At 33.4% G+C, this 17,644-nt stretch carries 15 protein-coding genes; 11 read left to right on the forward strand and 4 right to left on the reverse strand.

Features of this window, described 5'->3' with window-relative positions; genetic code table 11:
• Nucleotides 1-77: 77 nt before the first annotated feature.
• From hutW to A9G08_RS04170, 8 genes are all read left to right on the forward strand, one after another.
• Entirely contained in the window at nucleotides 78-1,505 is a 1,428-nt protein-coding gene (hutW, locus tag A9G08_RS04135) for a heme anaerobic degradation radical SAM methyltransferase ChuW/HutW (RefSeq protein ID WP_081299482.1), read from the forward strand.
• 11 nt (nucleotides 1,506-1,516) lie between these two features.
• Nucleotides 1,517-2,017, forward strand: a complete 501-nt coding sequence (gene hutX, locus A9G08_RS04140) for a heme utilization cystosolic carrier protein HutX (RefSeq protein WP_065562481.1) — start codon at nucleotides 1,517-1,519, stop codon at nucleotides 2,015-2,017.
• Nucleotides 2,018-2,034: 17 nt separating this feature from the next.
• Entirely contained in the window at nucleotides 2,035-2,673 is a 639-nt protein-coding gene (locus A9G08_RS04145) for an NAD(P)H-binding protein (protein ID WP_065562482.1), read from the forward strand.
• Between the two features lie 23 nt (nucleotides 2,674-2,696).
• Nucleotides 2,697-3,683: a FecCD family ABC transporter permease gene (locus A9G08_RS04150; protein WP_141673919.1), complete on the forward strand. Its 987-nt coding sequence runs from the start codon at nucleotides 2,697-2,699 to the stop codon at nucleotides 3,681-3,683.
• A gap of 13 nt (nucleotides 3,684-3,696) precedes the next feature.
• Nucleotides 3,697-4,473: a heme ABC transporter ATP-binding protein gene (locus A9G08_RS04155; RefSeq protein ID WP_442902905.1), complete on the forward strand. Its 777-nt coding sequence runs from the start codon at nucleotides 3,697-3,699 to the stop codon at nucleotides 4,471-4,473.
• A 77-nt stretch (nucleotides 4,474-4,550) separates the two neighbouring features.
• Complete coding sequence (gene zntB, locus A9G08_RS04160; protein ID WP_065734205.1) at nucleotides 4,551-5,555, forward strand: zinc transporter ZntB; 1,005 nt, start codon at nucleotides 4,551-4,553, stop codon at nucleotides 5,553-5,555.
• Nucleotides 5,556-5,591: 36 nt separating this feature from the next.
• Nucleotides 5,592-6,359 (forward strand): GNAT family N-acetyltransferase, encoded by a 768-nt coding sequence (locus A9G08_RS04165; protein WP_065562484.1) that lies wholly within the window; start codon nucleotides 5,592-5,594, stop codon nucleotides 6,357-6,359.
• 15 nt (nucleotides 6,360-6,374) lie between these two features.
• A complete protein-coding gene (locus A9G08_RS04170; RefSeq protein WP_065562485.1) occupies nucleotides 6,375-8,267 on the forward strand; it encodes a DNA topoisomerase III in 1,893 nt (630 codons plus the stop codon).
• A 77-nt stretch (nucleotides 8,268-8,344) separates the two neighbouring features.
• Here A9G08_RS04170 and A9G08_RS04175 read toward each other — a convergent pair whose 3' ends face one another.
• Complete coding sequence (locus A9G08_RS04175) at nucleotides 8,345-9,034, reverse strand: hypothetical protein (RefSeq protein ID WP_065562486.1); 690 nt, start codon at nucleotides 9,032-9,034, stop codon at nucleotides 8,345-8,347.
• Between the two features lie 685 nt (nucleotides 9,035-9,719).
• On the opposite strand from A9G08_RS04175, the gene mgtA reads away from it, so the two are divergent.
• Nucleotides 9,720-12,428 (forward strand): magnesium-translocating P-type ATPase, encoded by a 2,709-nt coding sequence (gene mgtA / locus A9G08_RS04180; protein ID WP_065562487.1) that lies wholly within the window; start codon nucleotides 9,720-9,722, stop codon nucleotides 12,426-12,428.
• Nucleotides 12,429-12,800: 372 nt separating this feature from the next.
• On the opposite strand, the gene A9G08_RS04185 is transcribed toward mgtA, so the two are convergent.
• Nucleotides 12,801-13,016 carry a YdcH family protein gene (locus tag A9G08_RS04185; RefSeq protein ID WP_065562488.1) on the reverse strand — a complete coding sequence of 72 codons (216 nt, stop codon included), beginning with the start codon at nucleotides 13,014-13,016 and terminating at the stop codon, nucleotides 12,801-12,803.
• A gap of 102 nt (nucleotides 13,017-13,118) precedes the next feature.
• Here A9G08_RS04185 and A9G08_RS04190 point away from each other — a divergent pair, with 102 nt between their 5' ends.
• Together A9G08_RS04190 and A9G08_RS04195 are read left to right on the forward strand one after the other, a co-directional pair.
• Complete coding sequence (locus tag A9G08_RS04190; RefSeq protein ID WP_065562489.1) at nucleotides 13,119-14,636, forward strand: helicase HerA-like C-terminal domain-containing protein; 1,518 nt, start codon at nucleotides 13,119-13,121, stop codon at nucleotides 14,634-14,636.
• A 32-nt stretch (nucleotides 14,637-14,668) separates the two neighbouring features.
• Entirely contained in the window at nucleotides 14,669-15,754 is a 1,086-nt protein-coding gene (locus tag A9G08_RS04195; RefSeq protein WP_065562490.1) for an AI-2E family transporter, read from the forward strand.
• A 30-nt stretch (nucleotides 15,755-15,784) separates the two neighbouring features.
• On the opposite strand, the gene bcp is transcribed toward A9G08_RS04195, so the two are convergent.
• Together bcp and hemL are read right to left on the reverse strand one after the other, a co-directional pair.
• Nucleotides 15,785-16,258 (reverse strand): thioredoxin-dependent thiol peroxidase, encoded by a 474-nt coding sequence (gene bcp, locus A9G08_RS04200; protein ID WP_065562491.1) that lies wholly within the window; start codon nucleotides 16,256-16,258, stop codon nucleotides 15,785-15,787.
• Between the two features lie 69 nt (nucleotides 16,259-16,327).
• Nucleotides 16,328-17,620: a glutamate-1-semialdehyde 2,1-aminomutase gene (hemL, locus tag A9G08_RS04205; RefSeq protein ID WP_065562492.1), complete on the reverse strand. Its 1,293-nt coding sequence runs from the start codon at nucleotides 17,618-17,620 to the stop codon at nucleotides 16,328-16,330.
• Nucleotides 17,621-17,644: the final 24 nt, after the last annotated feature.

Here is a 17,644-nt window from a genome sequence, read left to right on the forward strand (position 1 = left end):
ATAAATAAGAAAATAATTAAAAAAATATTGATAAATGATAATAATTATTATTTAATTCACCGAGATTATTTTTATGAATGGATGTTATGAAATCATTTGATGTAAGTGCGTTTTACGCTTCAAACTCAGTTTTACCTTTTAAAGATCGTTGGGCAGTAATGCCTTTACAAGCAAGTTTACCAGTATCACCTCAAGAATTGGAACAACAATGGAGTATTGTTCAAAATTCAGATCTATCTGGACGAAAACGTCTAATTTATATACATATTCCTTTTTGTGATATTCATTGTCAATTTTGCGGATTTTATCAAAATCCATTGCGTAAGTTTGATACCAAAACTTATATTGATTACTTATTACAAGAGATATCCCTAGAAATTAACAATAAAGCGATGCAGTCTGCGCCAATTCATGCTATTTATTTTGGAGGTGGAACACCTTCAGCTTTAGCTGCAGGACAATTAGCTCGTGTAATCAATTATCTAAAAAAACATGCTCCTCTAGCACCTGACTGCGAAATTACTGTAGAAGGGCGAATTTCTGATTTCGATGAGGATAAAATTGATAGTTACATTGAGGCTGGGGCAAACCGTTTTTCGATAGGTATTCAAACCTTTAATACCGAAATTAGACAGCGATTAGGACGCCAGTCTTCTGAAAAGGAAATTATTAAAAGTTTTGAACGTATTGCTGCACGAGATAGTGTTGCTTTAGTTTGTGACCTTATGTTTGGACTACCTAATCAAACTCCAGTTACTTGGCAAAGAGATTTAGAAATCGCCGATCAATTGCCTCTCGACGGGGTTGATCTTTACTCCTTAAATCTTTTACCAACAACTCCATTAGCTAAAGGTGTTGAAAATAAAAGAATAGAGATTCCAACAGTAACTGATAAGTGCGATTTTTATCATCAAGGAGCTAAATATTTAGATAGACAGGGTTGGACTCATTTAACCAATGCTCATTGGGCAAAAACGAGTCGTGAACGGAATTTATACAATTTTTTAATTAAACAAGGCTCACACTTTTTTGGATTTGGTTCTTGTGCTGGTGGAAAGCTAGACGGGCAATCATATATGATCCATCGTGATTTAAATCAATATTATTCCTTATTAGATCAAGGTAAAAAGCCCCTAATGATGTTAACCGGTAAACCATTACTCGGTGACTGGCTGCATAAATTACAAGCAGGTATAGAAAAAGGGCGTGTTGATCTAACGCAACTTACCAATCAAGCTGAATTATTTGATCCATTAATCAAGCAATGGCATGAAGTAGGATTACTACAAAATGAAGATCGTTGTTTACGATTGACTTTATCGGGACGTTTTTGGTCAAGTAATATTGTACAAGCTTTGCAACAGCTTTTACTACAGCTTAATAATCCTGAGCATATCGAATTACAAAACAAGATGGCACAAGCTAGACAAGCCATGCAACAAGGTAATGGTATGCCTAAATCTCACCCACATATGCAAAACATCCAAGTAAAAACAGAAAATTAAAGGAAATTACTATGGCAGATAAACAAACCCTTTTAAATAGTCTTGCAACTTATATGCAATCTAACCCTGAAGAATTACTAGAGAAAATTGCCCAAGATCATAAAGTCACTATGACGCAAGTGATCCAAGCAATACCTGATGCAAAAATCGTAGATGGAAGTAACTTTGATACAATTTGGGAAGAAGTAACAACTTGGGGTGACGTATTGTTTTTAGTTCATACTGGTGACATTATTGCTGAAATTTCAGGTGAATTGCCTCCTGGAACTCATAGCCAAAAATACTTTAACTTACGCCATCAAAAAGGGTTAAGTGGTCACATAAAAGCAGAACATTGCCAATATATTGCATTTATTGAAAGAAAATTTATGAAAATGTCGACTGCTTCTATTATATTCCTTAATCATTTAGGTCAATCAATGTTTAAAATTTTTGTTGGGCGTGATGAAAAACATCAATTAAAAGCAGAACAACTTGAAAAATTTAGAGCTTTAGCAAAAAAAATCAATTAATTTTAAGAAACAATAAAATGAAAACAGTAATTATTTTTGGTGTAAGTTCAAAGCTAGGAACTGGTTATCAAGTATCTCAATTAATCAAACAATGCCACCCTGAGTGGCGTTGTATTGTATTAGTTCGTGATGCTGATTTTGCAAAACAATTATCTGAACAAGGTATTGAAACTCATGTTGGCGATGCAACTGACGTTGAATTAGTGAAACAGATATGTCAACAAAACGGTAGTGACGCGACAGTAATTTCAACTTTAGGTGGAGAAACGGGTAATTACATTGCTCAGCGCATTATCATTGATTGCGCCGAACAGGTTGGAATTAAACAAATGATATTAGTGACCTCGCTTGGTTGTGGTGATTCATGGTCAACATTATCCTTACGAGCTAAGCAAGCATTTGGTAATGCGGTTCGAGAAAAATCACTAGCTGAAATTTGGTTACAAACCAGCTTATTAAATTATGTGATCTTAAGACCAGGTGGTTTACGAGATGGAGAAATAACAAATAATGGTGAATGTTATTTCGCTAAAGAAGTTCATGGTTTTGTATATCGCAAAGAATTAGCCAGAATAATCATTGATAAAATTGCTAATCAACAATTTGATAACCGAGCATATAGTGTTGTTGACCCAAGCTTAGCGGTGAGTTATTAGTATTAAAAATATGAGGTTAATCGGTGCGAAAATCTAGTCAACAAATATTGTTAGTGGGATTATTTGCTTTACTATTAATTTTAATTGTCTATTCGGCAAACTCAGGAGCATTAAAACTTTCTTTTAATCAATTAATGAGTATGTCATTCAATGATCCTTTATGGAATATTTGGTTCAATATTCGATTACCTAGAATTATACTCGCAGTAGTAGTTGGTATGGCATTAGCTAGTGCTGGCGCTGTTATGCAAGGATTATTCAGAAACCCTTTAGCTGATCCTGGTTTATTAGGTATTAGTAGTGGTGCAAGCCTAATGGTAGGTATAACGATATTATTTCCTGCCGTTTTTCCTCCGATTATGATGCTTTACGGAAAAATGATTGCTGCATTTGCTGGTAGTTTATCTATCTGTATTCTTATATACCTCTATAGTCTTAATGAACAATGTAATTTAGCTAAAATGATTTTGTTAGGGGTCGCAATTAATGCCATCATTGGCTCAATATTGGGAGGACTCAGTTACATTAGTGATGAATCACAATTACGTCAACTTTCGTTATGGTCAATGGGACATTTAGGAAAAGGCTCTTGGGACCTGGTCATTGTATCCATTTCTTTAATTTTACCTACGTTATTATGTGTTATTAAACTTGCTCATCATCTCAACATATTACAGCTGGGGGATGAAGATGCTCATTATTTAGGTATCAATGTTGAACGCACTAAACGCTATCTATTATTACTTAGTGCTGTACTGATTGGTACTTCTGTTGCAGTGAGTGGCATTATTGCTTTTGTTGGATTAGTTGTACCTCACATGATTCGTTTACAAGTCGGTGCAAACCATAAATGGCTAATACCTGGCTCTGCATTAGGTGGTGCTTGTTTACTTTTATTAGCTGATACTTTAGCTAGAACATTAGTTGCTCCAACTGAAATTCCTGTCGGTCTTTTAACCAGCCTAATAGGTGGTCCGTATTTTCTTTGGCTTATTCTGAGACATAAATAACTGATGGAGATTTATTTTGTTAACCGCTAAAAATTTAACATTTGGTTATGGTCGTCGAATGATAATTAATGATGTATCTTTATCAATAAATTCAGGCGAAATTGTAATTATCATTGGTCCTAATGGCGCAGGTAAGTCCACTTTATTGCGTTTACTAACAGGTTATCAAAAACCATTATCTGGTGAATGTTATCTATTAGATAAACCATTATCACAGTGGCCACAAAAACAATTAGCAAAAATAAGAACAGTTATGCTTCAACAAAGCCAACTTACTTTTCCTTTTAAAGTAAAAGAAGTAATAGCAATGGGACGAGCTCCTTATGGCAAAATACATTTTGATGAATCAATTCACGAAGTGATGGTACAAACTGATTGTTTACAATTTGCTGACCGAGATTATAGAGGTTTATCCGGAGGAGAACAGCAAAGAGTTCAATTAGCTAGAGTCTTAGCTCAATTGTGGCAACCGCAATCTAATGAAAAATTATTATTTTTAGATGAACCCACCTCTGCACTTGATCTTTATCATCAACAACATACTTTAAGATTATTAAAGCAGTTAGCTATTAAACAGAAATTGGCTGTATGTTGCATCTTACATGATCTCAATTTAGCTGCTTTGTATGCTGATAAAATTATTCTTGTTAACCAAGGAAAAATTGTAGAACAAGGTGTACCATCTGAAGTATTAACTGTGGAAAATATCAATCGATGGTATGGTGTTGAATTAGGTGTTTATAATCACCCTAAACATTCATCAATACCTCAAATCTATTTAAATCCCTAAAGGATAAATCTAATATCATCCGCTCCATTTTCGTTCAAAATGAGTATATAATTAAGCAAACTTAACAATTGGGGCTGATGATGATTAACGAAAATAGTAATAATTCTATTCTGGTTTCAGATCTACTTGCAGCACACCCTGTCTTTAGTTGTCAATTGGATGGGAAGGGCAAAGCCAACCCTTTAAATGATAAAAGTGAAGCTTCAATTTCACAACCTTATTGGATACATCTTGATTTTGCTAAAAGCGAAACAATCAATTGGATTAACCAAACAAATTTAATTCCAGATCTTGTCAAAAATGAATTGATTAAACCCAATCAGTTTCCTAAAGAAATTCGCTTTGATACAGGCATTTTAGTCGTACTTAAAGGTGTTAATTTTACACCTAATGAGCTACCTGATCCTATCGTCACTTTCCGATTTTATATAACTGATAATTTTATAATATCAACTAGGCACCAAAAAATTGATGCCATCATCAAATTAAAAGAAAATTTAGAAAAAGGTATTGGCCCTGTAGATGTTGCTGATTGGCTAATTCAACTTTCTGAATTAATTTGTGATCAAGTTAATTTATCTTTTGATGGGGTTCACAATAAAATCATCAAATTGGAAGATCTATTATTAAATCAACGGATTTTTTCTCACAAGGAAATTGGAAGAGTTCGTAAACAACTTTTTATATTACGTCGTTTACTTTCCCCACAGCGCGATATATTTGTCAAAATTTCGACTGAAAGAATATCTTGGATTGATGACAATGATCGCCAGCGATTGCATGACATTTCTAGCCAACAAAATCACTATGTCTCTGAAATTGATAGTTGTTTGATTAGAATTGGTTCCGTTATGGAACAAATTAATAGCATTTTGGCCGAATCGACCAATAAACGTATTTATTTAATGTCCTTGTTTACCATCATTTTTACACCAATTACTTTTATCACTAGTTTGCTTGGTGTTAATTTGGCCGGCATTCCGTTCAATGAAAAAGAGTGGTCATTTATTGGGTTAATATTACTATTAATTCTGATCAGTATACTTTCAGTGGTATGGCTTAAGCTAAAAAAATGGTGGTAAAAAATTAAGCTTAAATATGAAAAAGGAAATATATTGATGTATTTTGATAAAATTATTAATAAAAAAGATATTGAATCATTATTTCAAAGTACAACTCAAACAATTATTCAAGCTTATTGGGAAGGAAATATCGGTTTTGCATATGCTGATGATTTATTGCGGCCTACATCAGTAGCAATTAATCTTGGTTGCTTCTTTTTTTTAGCAGGTCAACCAAACCAGCAAATGCTTCACTATATTCCAAAAGTATATAGTGATGATTATGCAATTCTTATCCCTATTGATAAAACTTGGCAAAATTTAATTGAAAATGTATATCGCAACAATTATGAAAAAATTACACGTTATAGTTTTTATACTCCTACAGAATTTGATATTCAGAAACTACAATTAATTATCTCAAAATTACCTGAAAACTATCAATTAAAAGCTATTGATGAAAAGTATTATCAGCAAATTCTCAATCTTGAATGGGCTAAAGACTTGTGTAAAAACTTTAATTCATACTTGGATTTTGAAAAATCAGGATTGGGATTTATTATTTTAAAAGATAATGTTATTGTTTCTGGTGCATCATCTTATTTAGCATATAATAATAGTATCGACATTGAAGTCGATACAATAGTTGAGGAAAGACGAAAAGGACTTGCATTGATTAGTTCGGCAAAGTTAATTTTAGCTTGCCTAGATCGTCAAATAACACCTAACTGGGATGCTCACAACAAGCCCTCTTTAAAGCTTGCTACTGAGTTGGGTTATATTTTAAATCAACCCTATAATGCTTATGTCGTTTGGAATTTATGATTAACACTAATTATTATGCAATCTAAAGAACCTTATCGTCTATTTATTGCCGAAAAACCGAGCTTAGCTAGAGCTATTGCTGATGTTTTGCCTAAACCCCACCAAAAGGGAAATGGATTTATCAAAGCCAGTAATGGTGATATTGTTAGCTGGTGTATTGGGCACTTATTAGAACAAGCAACACCTGAAATATATGATGAACGCTATAAAAAATGGGTTTTAGACGATCTACCCATTGTTCCTGCAAAATGGATATTGATACCCAAAAATAGTACCGAAAAACAATTTAACACCTTAGTTGAATTAATTAAATCAGCTGAACAAATTGTACATGCGGGTGACCCTGATAGAGAAGGGCAATTATTAGTTGATGAAGTACTTAACTATTGCCAGTTACCACCAGAAAAGCGGAAAACTATTCAACGTTGTTTAATCAGCGATTTGAATGCTAGTGCTGTTGAAAAATCACTTGAGCAATTACGTAGTAATCAAGATTTTATCCCATTATCTACTTCTGCTTTAGCAAGAGCAAGAGCTGATTGGTTATATGGGATGAATATGAGTCGTGTTTGTACTCTTGTGGGGCAACGAAGCGGTTATCGTGGTGTACTATCTATTGGGCGCGTACAAACGCCGATTTTAGGATTAGTAGTTAGACGAGATTTAGAGATAGCGCAATTTGTTCCTAAACCATTTTATGAAGTTTATGCCATATTACAAACCAAGGATAACGAAACCTTCAAGGCCAAATGGCAACCAAGCGAGGCATGTGAACCTTATCAAGATGAAGAGGGCAGAGTTTTAGTTAAAGGTTTAGCAGAAAACGTTTGTCAACGAATTAAAGATCAGACAGGTACTATTGATAAAGTAAGTAATAAAAAGAAAGAACTTGCACCACCTATGCCATTTAATTTATCTGCTTTACAAATTGAAATGGCAAAACGAAATGGTCTAAGTGCACAAGATGTGCTTGATATTTGCCAATCATTATATGAAAAACATAAATTAATTACCTATCCTCGTTCAGATTGCCGTTTTTTGCCGGAAGAGCACTTAACACAAATTAATGGTGTAAAATCTGCGATTGAAAACAATTGTTCTGCGTTACAACTTGCAATTAATAATGCTGATTTCACTTTACGTTCTAAAGCTTGGAATGATAAAAAAGTTGAGGCTCACCACGCTATTATTCCAACTTTGCGTAAAGTGAGAGCCGAAAGTTTATCTAGTAATGAGTTAGCCGTCTATCAAGTGATTGCTACACAATACTTAGCACAATTTTATCCAGCTTATAAATATGCTGAGTTACAGATTGATGTTGATATCAATGGTGGTAAATTTATCTCTAAAGCCAATCAAATGTTGGACGAAGGCTGGAAAGTACTGTTTAGAAGTAAAAATTATCAAGCAGAGAACGATACCGATAATAGTGAGAATAATGGTTTATTAACTAAATTAGTTAAAAAAGGCGAATCAGTCCTATGTATTGATACCGAATTACTTAGTAAAGAAACTCAACCTCCAAGACCATTTACGGATGCGACTTTACTTTCTGCAATGACAGGTATAGCTAGATTTGTTAAAGATCCCGAGATAAAAAAAATATTACGCGAAACTGATGGATTAGGTACTGAGGCAACAAGAGCTGGTATTATTGAGCTTTTATTTAAACGTCAATTTTTAACGCGTCAAGGTAAATCAATTCGTTCAACGAAGGTAGGCCAAAATTTGATTTTATCATTACCGGAAAGTGTTTCAATGCCAGATATGACTGCACATTGGGAGTTACAGCTTGAGGAAATTAGTAAAAAAGAATTCAGTTATCAACAATTTATGTATCAATTAAATTCGTCTTTGCTTACATTAGTTGAACAGTTAAAAAATTCAAGATTGAAAATTCAATCATAAATTTCTATTACCAAAAGGACAATAAATAGTTTTTTTATTATTTATTGTCCTGTCTAATAATAAAATCTAAATAATGATTATTCTTCTAAATCCGTAGACTCTTTTTTGTCAATTTCTTTAGAGAGTGTATCAATTGGTCTATTTTCATCGAGGATTTTAGCAAATACTTTATTTGCTCTAATTAAAAATTGTTTATCCTTTAAAAGGATGCGGTAACTATTTAATCTTTTTAATGGTCCTTTAGCAAATTGCGCAACAATGATTATTAAAACAAAAATCGTCAATACAGAAATAATGACATTAATAATCCATTCTGATTTGAAAATAGTATGGAGATTATATATAACCATAAAAAAGGTAAATAGACTAACAGCAGCGGTTAAAATCACGTCTTTAATTAAAAAAGGTCTAAGAAATGTAATACGGTTTTTTTCAATACCGAAATATTGAGTTAATTGATTTAATTGACTCAATTCAATAACATTATGAATATCTGCATTAACAACAGAAATAGCAATTCTTTCTTTGTTAATATTGCCTGGTTTATAAAAACAAACTTTTTCCCAAATCAGTTTTTTCTTGATATTGTTTAAATAATCTTTTTGATAACTAGGTTGAGGTACTTTTTCTAATATATCTGTATATCTAATAATATTGTCAAAGTAATTATTAGGTGTGTTTCTTTTATAAATAAAGCCAATAATTGATAGAGCGAAGATAATAAATAAATTAAACCAATTATCTTGCAACAATTGAGTAATATCCATCCAATTTAACCAGTGTTGTTAACAATTGGTTAATTGTAACTGATATTATGTAAAACGGGTATTAATTCTACATTTCATCATCCTAGTAGTGGTGTTTTTAATCAATTGCAACTTTATTACAAGTAATCGGTTGACTTCTTGAATGCAAAAGCGTATAAAGTGCTCGCCTTTGAGCTTTTCTTACTTTTTTAACGATAAGAGATGGTTAAAAATGAGGTTTAAGAAAAGTTGAAATACAAAGTGATGAGTTCAATTTACAGGAGAAATATGGACAGTCAATCGGGTCACCCCAAACTATGGGGAGATAAATTCAAACACATCATTATCGGTTAATGAACCTGTCTAAATAGTTATTTTTTCAGTTCACAAGCCGAAATTGATAAAAACGGTAACGGTGAACGATATGCAGTTTTCTACACGCTATCACACAAATTCAAAATACCTTTGTGCTCATAAAGCACTTTTGCGAGTGTTATATCTGACAGATAAGCATTTAGAGCCACCTAGTTGTATCTAACTTTTAATTAATATTATTTTTAATATTTTTATTTCATGTTAAGCCTTAACTGCAATGGTTAGTTATTGCTTTACGTTTAAATTTTAGTCGATAAGAACTTAATAACTCCTAGTTTAACGTTAACTAAGAGCGGGTTCCTTTTGCCTGAAAAATAGATAGGTACAAACTATGATTAAAAAAACATCTCAAGTAAAGACAGATAATACTTTAAACATAAAAGCACTTGAAGAAGCTCAGAATAGCTTAGATAGCATTTTGTCTAAATTTCAATCAAGTCTTTCGGGGTTAACTCAAGAAAATGTAAAATCTCGATTGGAACAGTATGGTAAAAATGAAGTGGCTCGAGAAAAAGTGCCATCAGCTTTTGTCCAGTTACTTTTAGCTTTTAAGAACCCATTTATATTTGTACTATTAATATTAGCACTGGTAAGTTTTTTTACTGATTACTGGTTGCCATTACAAAACGGTGAAGAGACAGATCTAACTGGAATTATTATCATTTTAACCATGGTAACACTTAGTGGATTATTGCGTTTTTGGCAGGAGTTTCGTTCAAATAAAGCTGCTGAAGCATTAAAGTCAATGATCCGAACTACAGCCACAGTTCTACGTCGTCGTAATAAAAATATGCCAACTGAGCATATTGAAGTTCCTTTAAGCGATATCGTTCCTGGAGATATTGTGTTTTTATCAGCTGGGGACATGATTCCTGCCGATATTCGTTTAATCGAATCGCGAGATTTATTTGTGAGTCAAGCGGTGTTAACCGGTGAATCAATTCCAGTTGAAAAATATGACACCTTAGGCGCGGTATCGCAAAAAACGACAGAAGAGATAGATTCTTCAAAAATTGATAAGGACAATGTACTTGATGTAAACAATATTTGTTTTATGGGTACCAATGTAGTTAGTGGAACAGCTAAAGCTATTGTTGTTGCAACAGGTGCTGATACACATTTTGGTTCATTAGCAAAATCAATAGTGGGTTCAAGAGCCGAAACCTCATTTGATCGCGGTGTAAATAGCGTAAGTTGGTTACTAATTCGCTTTATGTTAGTGATGGTTCCGATTGTATTACTAATAAATGGATTTACCAAAGGCGATTGGGGGGAAGCAACATTATTTGCATTAGCTGTTGCTGTTGGTTTGACGCCTGAAATGTTACCGATGATTGTTAGTGCAAATCTAGCTAAAGGTGCTGTTGGCATGGCAAAACGAAAAGTTGTGGTAAAACGTTTGAATGCTATTCAAAACTTTGGCGCGATGGACATTTTATGTACTGATAAAACAGGTACTTTAACACAAGATAAAATCATTTTAGAACATCACTTAGACATTAATGGGCAGATTGATCCATCTGTTTTACAACTGGCCTGGCTCAATAGTTACTATCAAAGTGGAATGAAAAACTTGATGGATAAAGCGATCATCCGTTTTGCTGAAGAAAAAACCAGTGTTAAAAAAGTAGGTGTTGGTCTTTATAAAAAAATTGATGAATTACCGTTTGATTTTGTTCGCCGTCGTTTATCGGTTGTTGTACAAGGCAATGATGAAAATCACTTAATGATCTGTAAAGGTGCAGTTGAAGAAATGCTATCTATTTCAGATTTTGTTTATGAAAACGGCGAATACTTACCGTTAGACGAAAATCGTAAACAAGCATTGATTGAACTTGCACACAATTATAATAAAGATGGATTTAGAGTGTTAGCAGTAGGTGTAAAAGATATTTCAGCATCACAAACTAAAGCTCAATATAGTGTCCAAGATGAAAAATCATTAGCCATTAGTGGGTTTTTGACTTTCTTAGATCCACCTAAAGAGAGTGCTTATGAAGCTATTTCTGCATTGAATGAACATGGTGTTGGCGTTAAAGTTCTAACTGGTGACAATGAAATCATCACGATTAAAGTATGTCGAGAAGTTGGCTTAGAACCGGGTATACCTTTACTTGGTAACGACATTGAAAAAATGAGTGACGCTGAGTTAAAAGAACAAATTGAGCAACGCACTATTTTTGCTAAGTTGACTCCATTACAAAAATCTCGAATCATTAGATTGTTACAAAGTAATGGTCATACTGTTGGATTTTTAGGTGATGGTATTAATGATGCGCCAGCGTTGAGAGATGCAGATGTTGGTATTTCAGTGGACACCGCTACTGATATCGCTAAAGAATCAGCTGATATCATTTTGCTTGAAAAAAGCTTACTTGTATTAGAAGAAGGTGTAATTTGCGGACGCGAAACTTTCGGTAATATTATGAAATACCTAAATATGACCGCAAGTTCTAACTTTGGTAACATCTTCTCTGTATTAGTGGCTAGTGCATTTCTACCATTTTTACCAATGCTTGCGATTCATTTGCTTATCCAAAACTTATTATATGATATCTCACAATTATCATTACCTTGGGATAAGATGGATGAAGAGTTTTTACAAAAACCTCGTAAATGGGATGCACAAAATATTGGACGTTTTATGATCTGGATTGGACCAACATCCTCTATTTTTGACATAACAACATATGCATTGATGTGGTTTGTTTTTGGTGCTAATAGTGTTGCAGCTGAATCATTGTTTCACTCAGGTTGGTTTATCGAAGGATTGTTATCACAAACTTTAGTTGTACATATGCTAAGGACTCAGAAAATACCATTTATACAAAGTACCGCGGCATTCCCAGTAATAGTAATGACTATGCTAATTATGGCGGTGGGTATTTATATTCCTTTTTCACCAATAGGTAGCCTAATTGGTCTTCAACCATTACCATGGTCCTATTTTCCATGGTTAGTTGCAACATTATTAAGTTACTGTGTGGTTGCTCAAATAATGAAAAGGATTTACATAAAACGCTTTGGACAATGGTTCTAAAATAACAAAATTGATGTAAGTGACGATGTTGCTTACATCATTAACTAAAGAAGTATAAATATTGAACTAGTGTGTTATAGTAGTGATGAGTACACATTTGATAAATATAATTGATAATAATATTTGTATAAATAATCGAGCTTTTTAGAAATGTTTTTAAGGAGCCTATAAATAACAATAAGAGGAGTAAAAAATGAAAACCCCACACAAAAATTTAATTACACTAATCAAACATCGCAAACTGAAAAAAGAACAAGAGAAAGTTAATAAATAACTTTCTATAAATGATTTGCAAAAAATTGCTATAAAATTAAACCCCACAGCTTGGGGTTTTATAACACAATAAAGCTTTATAAGCTTATATTTGATGAGTTATTTAGAAGCTTTTTTCAAAATTTCGTAAAGTTCATCTTTTAATTTTAGCTTCAGTTTTTTTAGACTTTCAATCGTTTCCGAAGTATCAATTGCAATACCAGACTCGATATTTTTAATTTTTTGATCGAGCTCATTGTGCTCATCAAATAATTTTTGGAAATGTAAATCTGAGTTTTTTAGTTTAGAGATTAAATCACGGTATTCTGGAAACATACAGCCTCCTTATAAGATTAATTAAAATAATAGCAGTTAACAATAATTCAGCTTACAATATTCTCAATTGTTTTAATAGCAATTTTTGAATGGGAGATGTCTATGAATGAAAAGATCGTTATTGCAAAAAGTGAAGGTAATGATTTATACATCCTTGCATCGTTGGCTAATCGCCATGGTTTAATTACTGGTGCAACAGGTACAGGTAAAACCGTAACCCTACAAAAGATAGCGGAAAAATTCTCGCAGATTGGTGTACCCGTGTTTCTTGCTGATGTAAAAGGTGATTTGACCGGTTTAGGGGAGAATGGCCTATTATCTGAAAAATTAAAAGCACGGCTAGAAAGTATTGGTGTAAAAGATTGGCTTCCTAATTCTTCTCCTTTAGAAATATGGGATGTATTTGGTGAAAAAGGTATTCCCGTTCGCAGTACAGTTTCCGATATAGGTCCTATATTATTAGGGCGATTATTAAATCTAAATGACATTCAATCTGGCGTTCTACAATTAGTTTTTAAAATTGCCGATGATAATGGATTATTATTACTAGACTTTAAGGATTTAAGAACATTCATCCAATTTATTGGTGATAACGCTAAAAAATTTACTACCCAATATGGCAATATAAGTTTATCAACTATTGGTGCTATTCAACGTGGATTGCTTACTTTAGAACAGCAAGGTGCTGAATTCTTCCTAGGTGAGCCGATGTTTGATATACATGATTTAATGCAAACTAATGTTGATGGTCGTGGTGTTATTAATATTTTATCTGCCAGTAAATTATATAATTCACCAAAATTATATTCAGTATTTTTACTTTGGTTATTATCAGAACTGTTCGAGCATTTACCAGAAGTAGGTGACCTAGATAAACCAAAACTTGTATTTTTCTTTGACGAAGCACATTTACTTTTTAATGATATTTCTCCCGCATTATTAGAAAAAATCGAACAAGTTGTTCGCCTTATTCGCTCTAAAGGAGTGGGGATTTATTTTGCTACGCAAAGCCCAACCGATATTCCTGAAACTATCCTTGGTCAATTGGGGAATCGAGTGCAGCACGCATTACGAGCATTTACACCTAAAGATCAAAAAGCAGTCAAAGTGGCAGCCCAAACCATGCGAGCTAACCCAAATTTTAACACTGAAAAAGCTATTATGGAGCTTGGTGTAGGAGAGGCTTTAATTTCATTTCTAGATGAAAAGGGGCGCCCTAATATTGTTCAACGAGGAATGATAATAGCGCCAGAATCAAAAATGGGACCTATGGATATAGAAAAACAGTTGACGATTATTCAAAAATCTCGCTTTTATGATAAATATTCAAAAACCATCGATCGCGAATCAGCCTACGAAAAACTTAAACAGGGTTTTAGTATAGATACTGAAAATAGTCAAAATTCAATAGAAACTGATTCCAATCAGAATTCATCTGATAAAGAGGAACATGGTGGTATAATGGACTTTTTAAGTTCACTTATTTTTGGTAGAACCGGCCCAAAAGGTGGACAGCATGACGGTATCGTTCAAAGTGTTGCTAAAAGTGCGACCAGACAGATGGTAAATCAAATTGGAAGACAAATTACTCGAGGAATCTTGGGTGGTTTCAAAAAATAGTTAGATTAATAAACTACAAAAAGGAGTTATAGATGTTAAAATTGTTTATTGAATGGTACAAAAAACGCTTTAGCGATCCTCATGTGGTTTCGTTAATGATTGTTATCATTGTTTTATTTTTTATCATCTATTTTTTCAATAAAATTTTACTGCCTATATTGATTGCTATCGTTTTATCTTATCTACTAGATAGACCGGTTAAGTATTTACAACAAAAGAGAGTTCCTCACACATTAGCTGTTGTTATTGTACTATTTGTATTTATGTTTGTCGGCTTAACCGGAATTATGATTTTGTTACCATTGATTTGGCAACAAGGTGTTAGTTTAATAACAAATATCCCAAATATGTTGAATTTTGTAAATAAATTCATCACATCATTGCCTGAACATTATCCGGAGCTTATCGATGTTGGTCTATTTGACTCAATACTCCAAGGTATAACTAATAAAGTCATGCAAACAGGTAACTCATTGCTCCAGTTTTCAATTAGCTCGCTGTTTAGCTTAGTTTCTGTTGCTATAAATGCGGTATTAGTTCCGATTATTATGTTTTTCTTATTGAAAGATAAATCTAAGATATGGGGATATTGTTCGAAAATATTACCAAAAAATCGAACAATATTAAACAAAGTAGCTACAGAGATGGATCAACAAATATCTAATTACATAGTCGGTAATGTTTTACACATCATTATTTTAACTGCCTGTGTCTATATTCCATTTTGGTATTTTGGTTTAGATTATGGATTATTGTTAGCAGTGTTAGTTGGTGTTTCAGTACTTATTCCTTACATTGGTATTATTATTTCAAGTATCCCTATTGTCCTAATTGCACTTTTCCAATGGGGGGTAACTGCACAATTTGGATATTTAATGTTCTTTTATATCCTTATTCAGGCTCTTGATGGCAATTTATTGGTTCCTTATCTTTTCTCTGAAAAACTTAACTTGCATCCTTTAGTGATTATTGTAGCTGTTATCATTTTTGGCGGGTTATGGGGATTTTGGGGCGTATTTTTTGCTATACCGTTAGCAACTTTAGTTAAAGCGATTATAAATGCTTGGCCAAATCTTGAAGAGATTAATAATATTAAAAGTGAAAAAAAAGCAGATTAATGAAAATATAATCTGCTTTAATTAGAAGTGTTAACTATGGTTCTTAAGATAATCTAAAACCACAGTGTGATGGTTGGTCGTTTTGAAGTCATCAAAGACTTTCTCGATCTTACCATCTTTACCAATCAAAAAGCTTATACGATGGATACCGTCATAAGTTTTTCCCATAAACTCTTTTTCGCCCCAAACACCAAACGCTTCAGAGGTTTTATGATCCTCATCTGAAAGTAGAGTAAAATTCAACAATTCTTTATCAACAAAACGCGACAGTTTTTCAGGTTTATCCGTACTAATACCAATAACAACTACATTATATTTCTTAAAATCGTCAGCACTGTCTCGTAAATTGCAAGCTTGTACTGTACAACCAGGAGTCATCGCTTTCGGATAGAAATAGAGCAAAATACGCTGACCTTTGAAATCTTTTGAACTAATTAGCTCACCATCCTGATCAGGCAGAGAAAATTGAGGTGCTTTTTCACCTTCTTTTAAAGGATTAACCATAAATTTATTACCTATGTTAATAGTTAAAATTTTAATCGCTATGGGTATAATTTACTATATTTTATCAAATTAACTTATGTTTTTAAAAAAACGACTTGCTGCATCAATCGTATGATCGATTTCTTTATCTGTGTGCATAAGTGACATGAAACCTGCTTCGAAAGCTGAAGGCGCAAAGTAAACCCCTTCGGCGAGCATATGATGATAGAATTTTTTGAATAATTCAACATCACAATTCATTACATCCTTATAACTGCTCACTTCTAGAGCATTTGTAAAGAAAAATCCAAACATTCCTCCAGCATGATTAACCACAAACGGAATATTAGATCGTTTTGCTTCTGTATATAGGCCATTAACGAGTGAGGCCGTTTTTTCTTCTAACTCTGAATAAATACCAACATCCATTAACTTTGTCAACGTGGCATAACCCGCTGCCATAGCAACAGGATTCCCTGAAAGTGTTCCTGCTTGATAAATTGGTCCAGTTGGTGCTAATTGTTGCATAATTTCAGCTCGCCCGCCAAAAGCACCTACAGGCATACCACCACCAATAATCTTTCCTAAGCAAGTCAAATCAGGAACTAAATCATAATATTCTTGAGCTCCGCCAAGTGCAACCCTAAACCCAGTCATCACCTCATCAATAATTAATAAAGCCCCGTAAGTATCACATAAGCTTCTTAATCCTTGTAAGAACGCTTTTTTAGCTGGGACACAATTCATGTTGCCGGCCACAGGTTCAATAATAATTGCAGCGATTTCATTAGGATATTGCTCAAATTGTTTTTTTACTGATTCTAAATCGTTATAATTACAAACTAATGTATGTTTAACAAAATCCTCAGGCACACCCGGTGAAGTAGGGTGTCCAAAAGTCAGCGCACCAGAACCGGCTTTAACAAGCAAATAGTCAGCATGTCCATGGTAACAACCCTCAAATTTGATTATTTTGTCACGTCCTGTATAGCCTCGTGCAAGGCGAATTGCACTCATAGTTGCCTCAGTGCCTGAATTCACCATACGTAACATTTCTATTGATGGAATCAATTGTGTAACTAGGTTAGCCATTTTTGTTTCAATTTCGGTTGGCGCACCATAACTCAAACCATTACGAACAGCGTTAATAACTGCATTGGCAACATCGGGGTCATTATGACCTAAAATCATAGGTCCCCAAGATCCGACATAATCAATATAAGCTTTTTCATCAACATCATAAATATAAGCACCATTAGCTTTCTCTATAAATAATGGCGTACCACCAACGCCATTAAAAGCACGTACAGGTGAATTAACACCACCTGGCATAAAAGCCATTGCTTCGCGGTAAAGTATTTCAGATTTAAATGTTTTAAGCATAATTATGGTCTTCTTTATAGTAAT

It is taken from the genome of Gilliamella sp. wkB195 (assembly GCF_001690445.1).
GTDB lineage: Bacteria > Pseudomonadota > Gammaproteobacteria > Enterobacterales > Orbaceae > Gilliamella > Gilliamella apicola_E.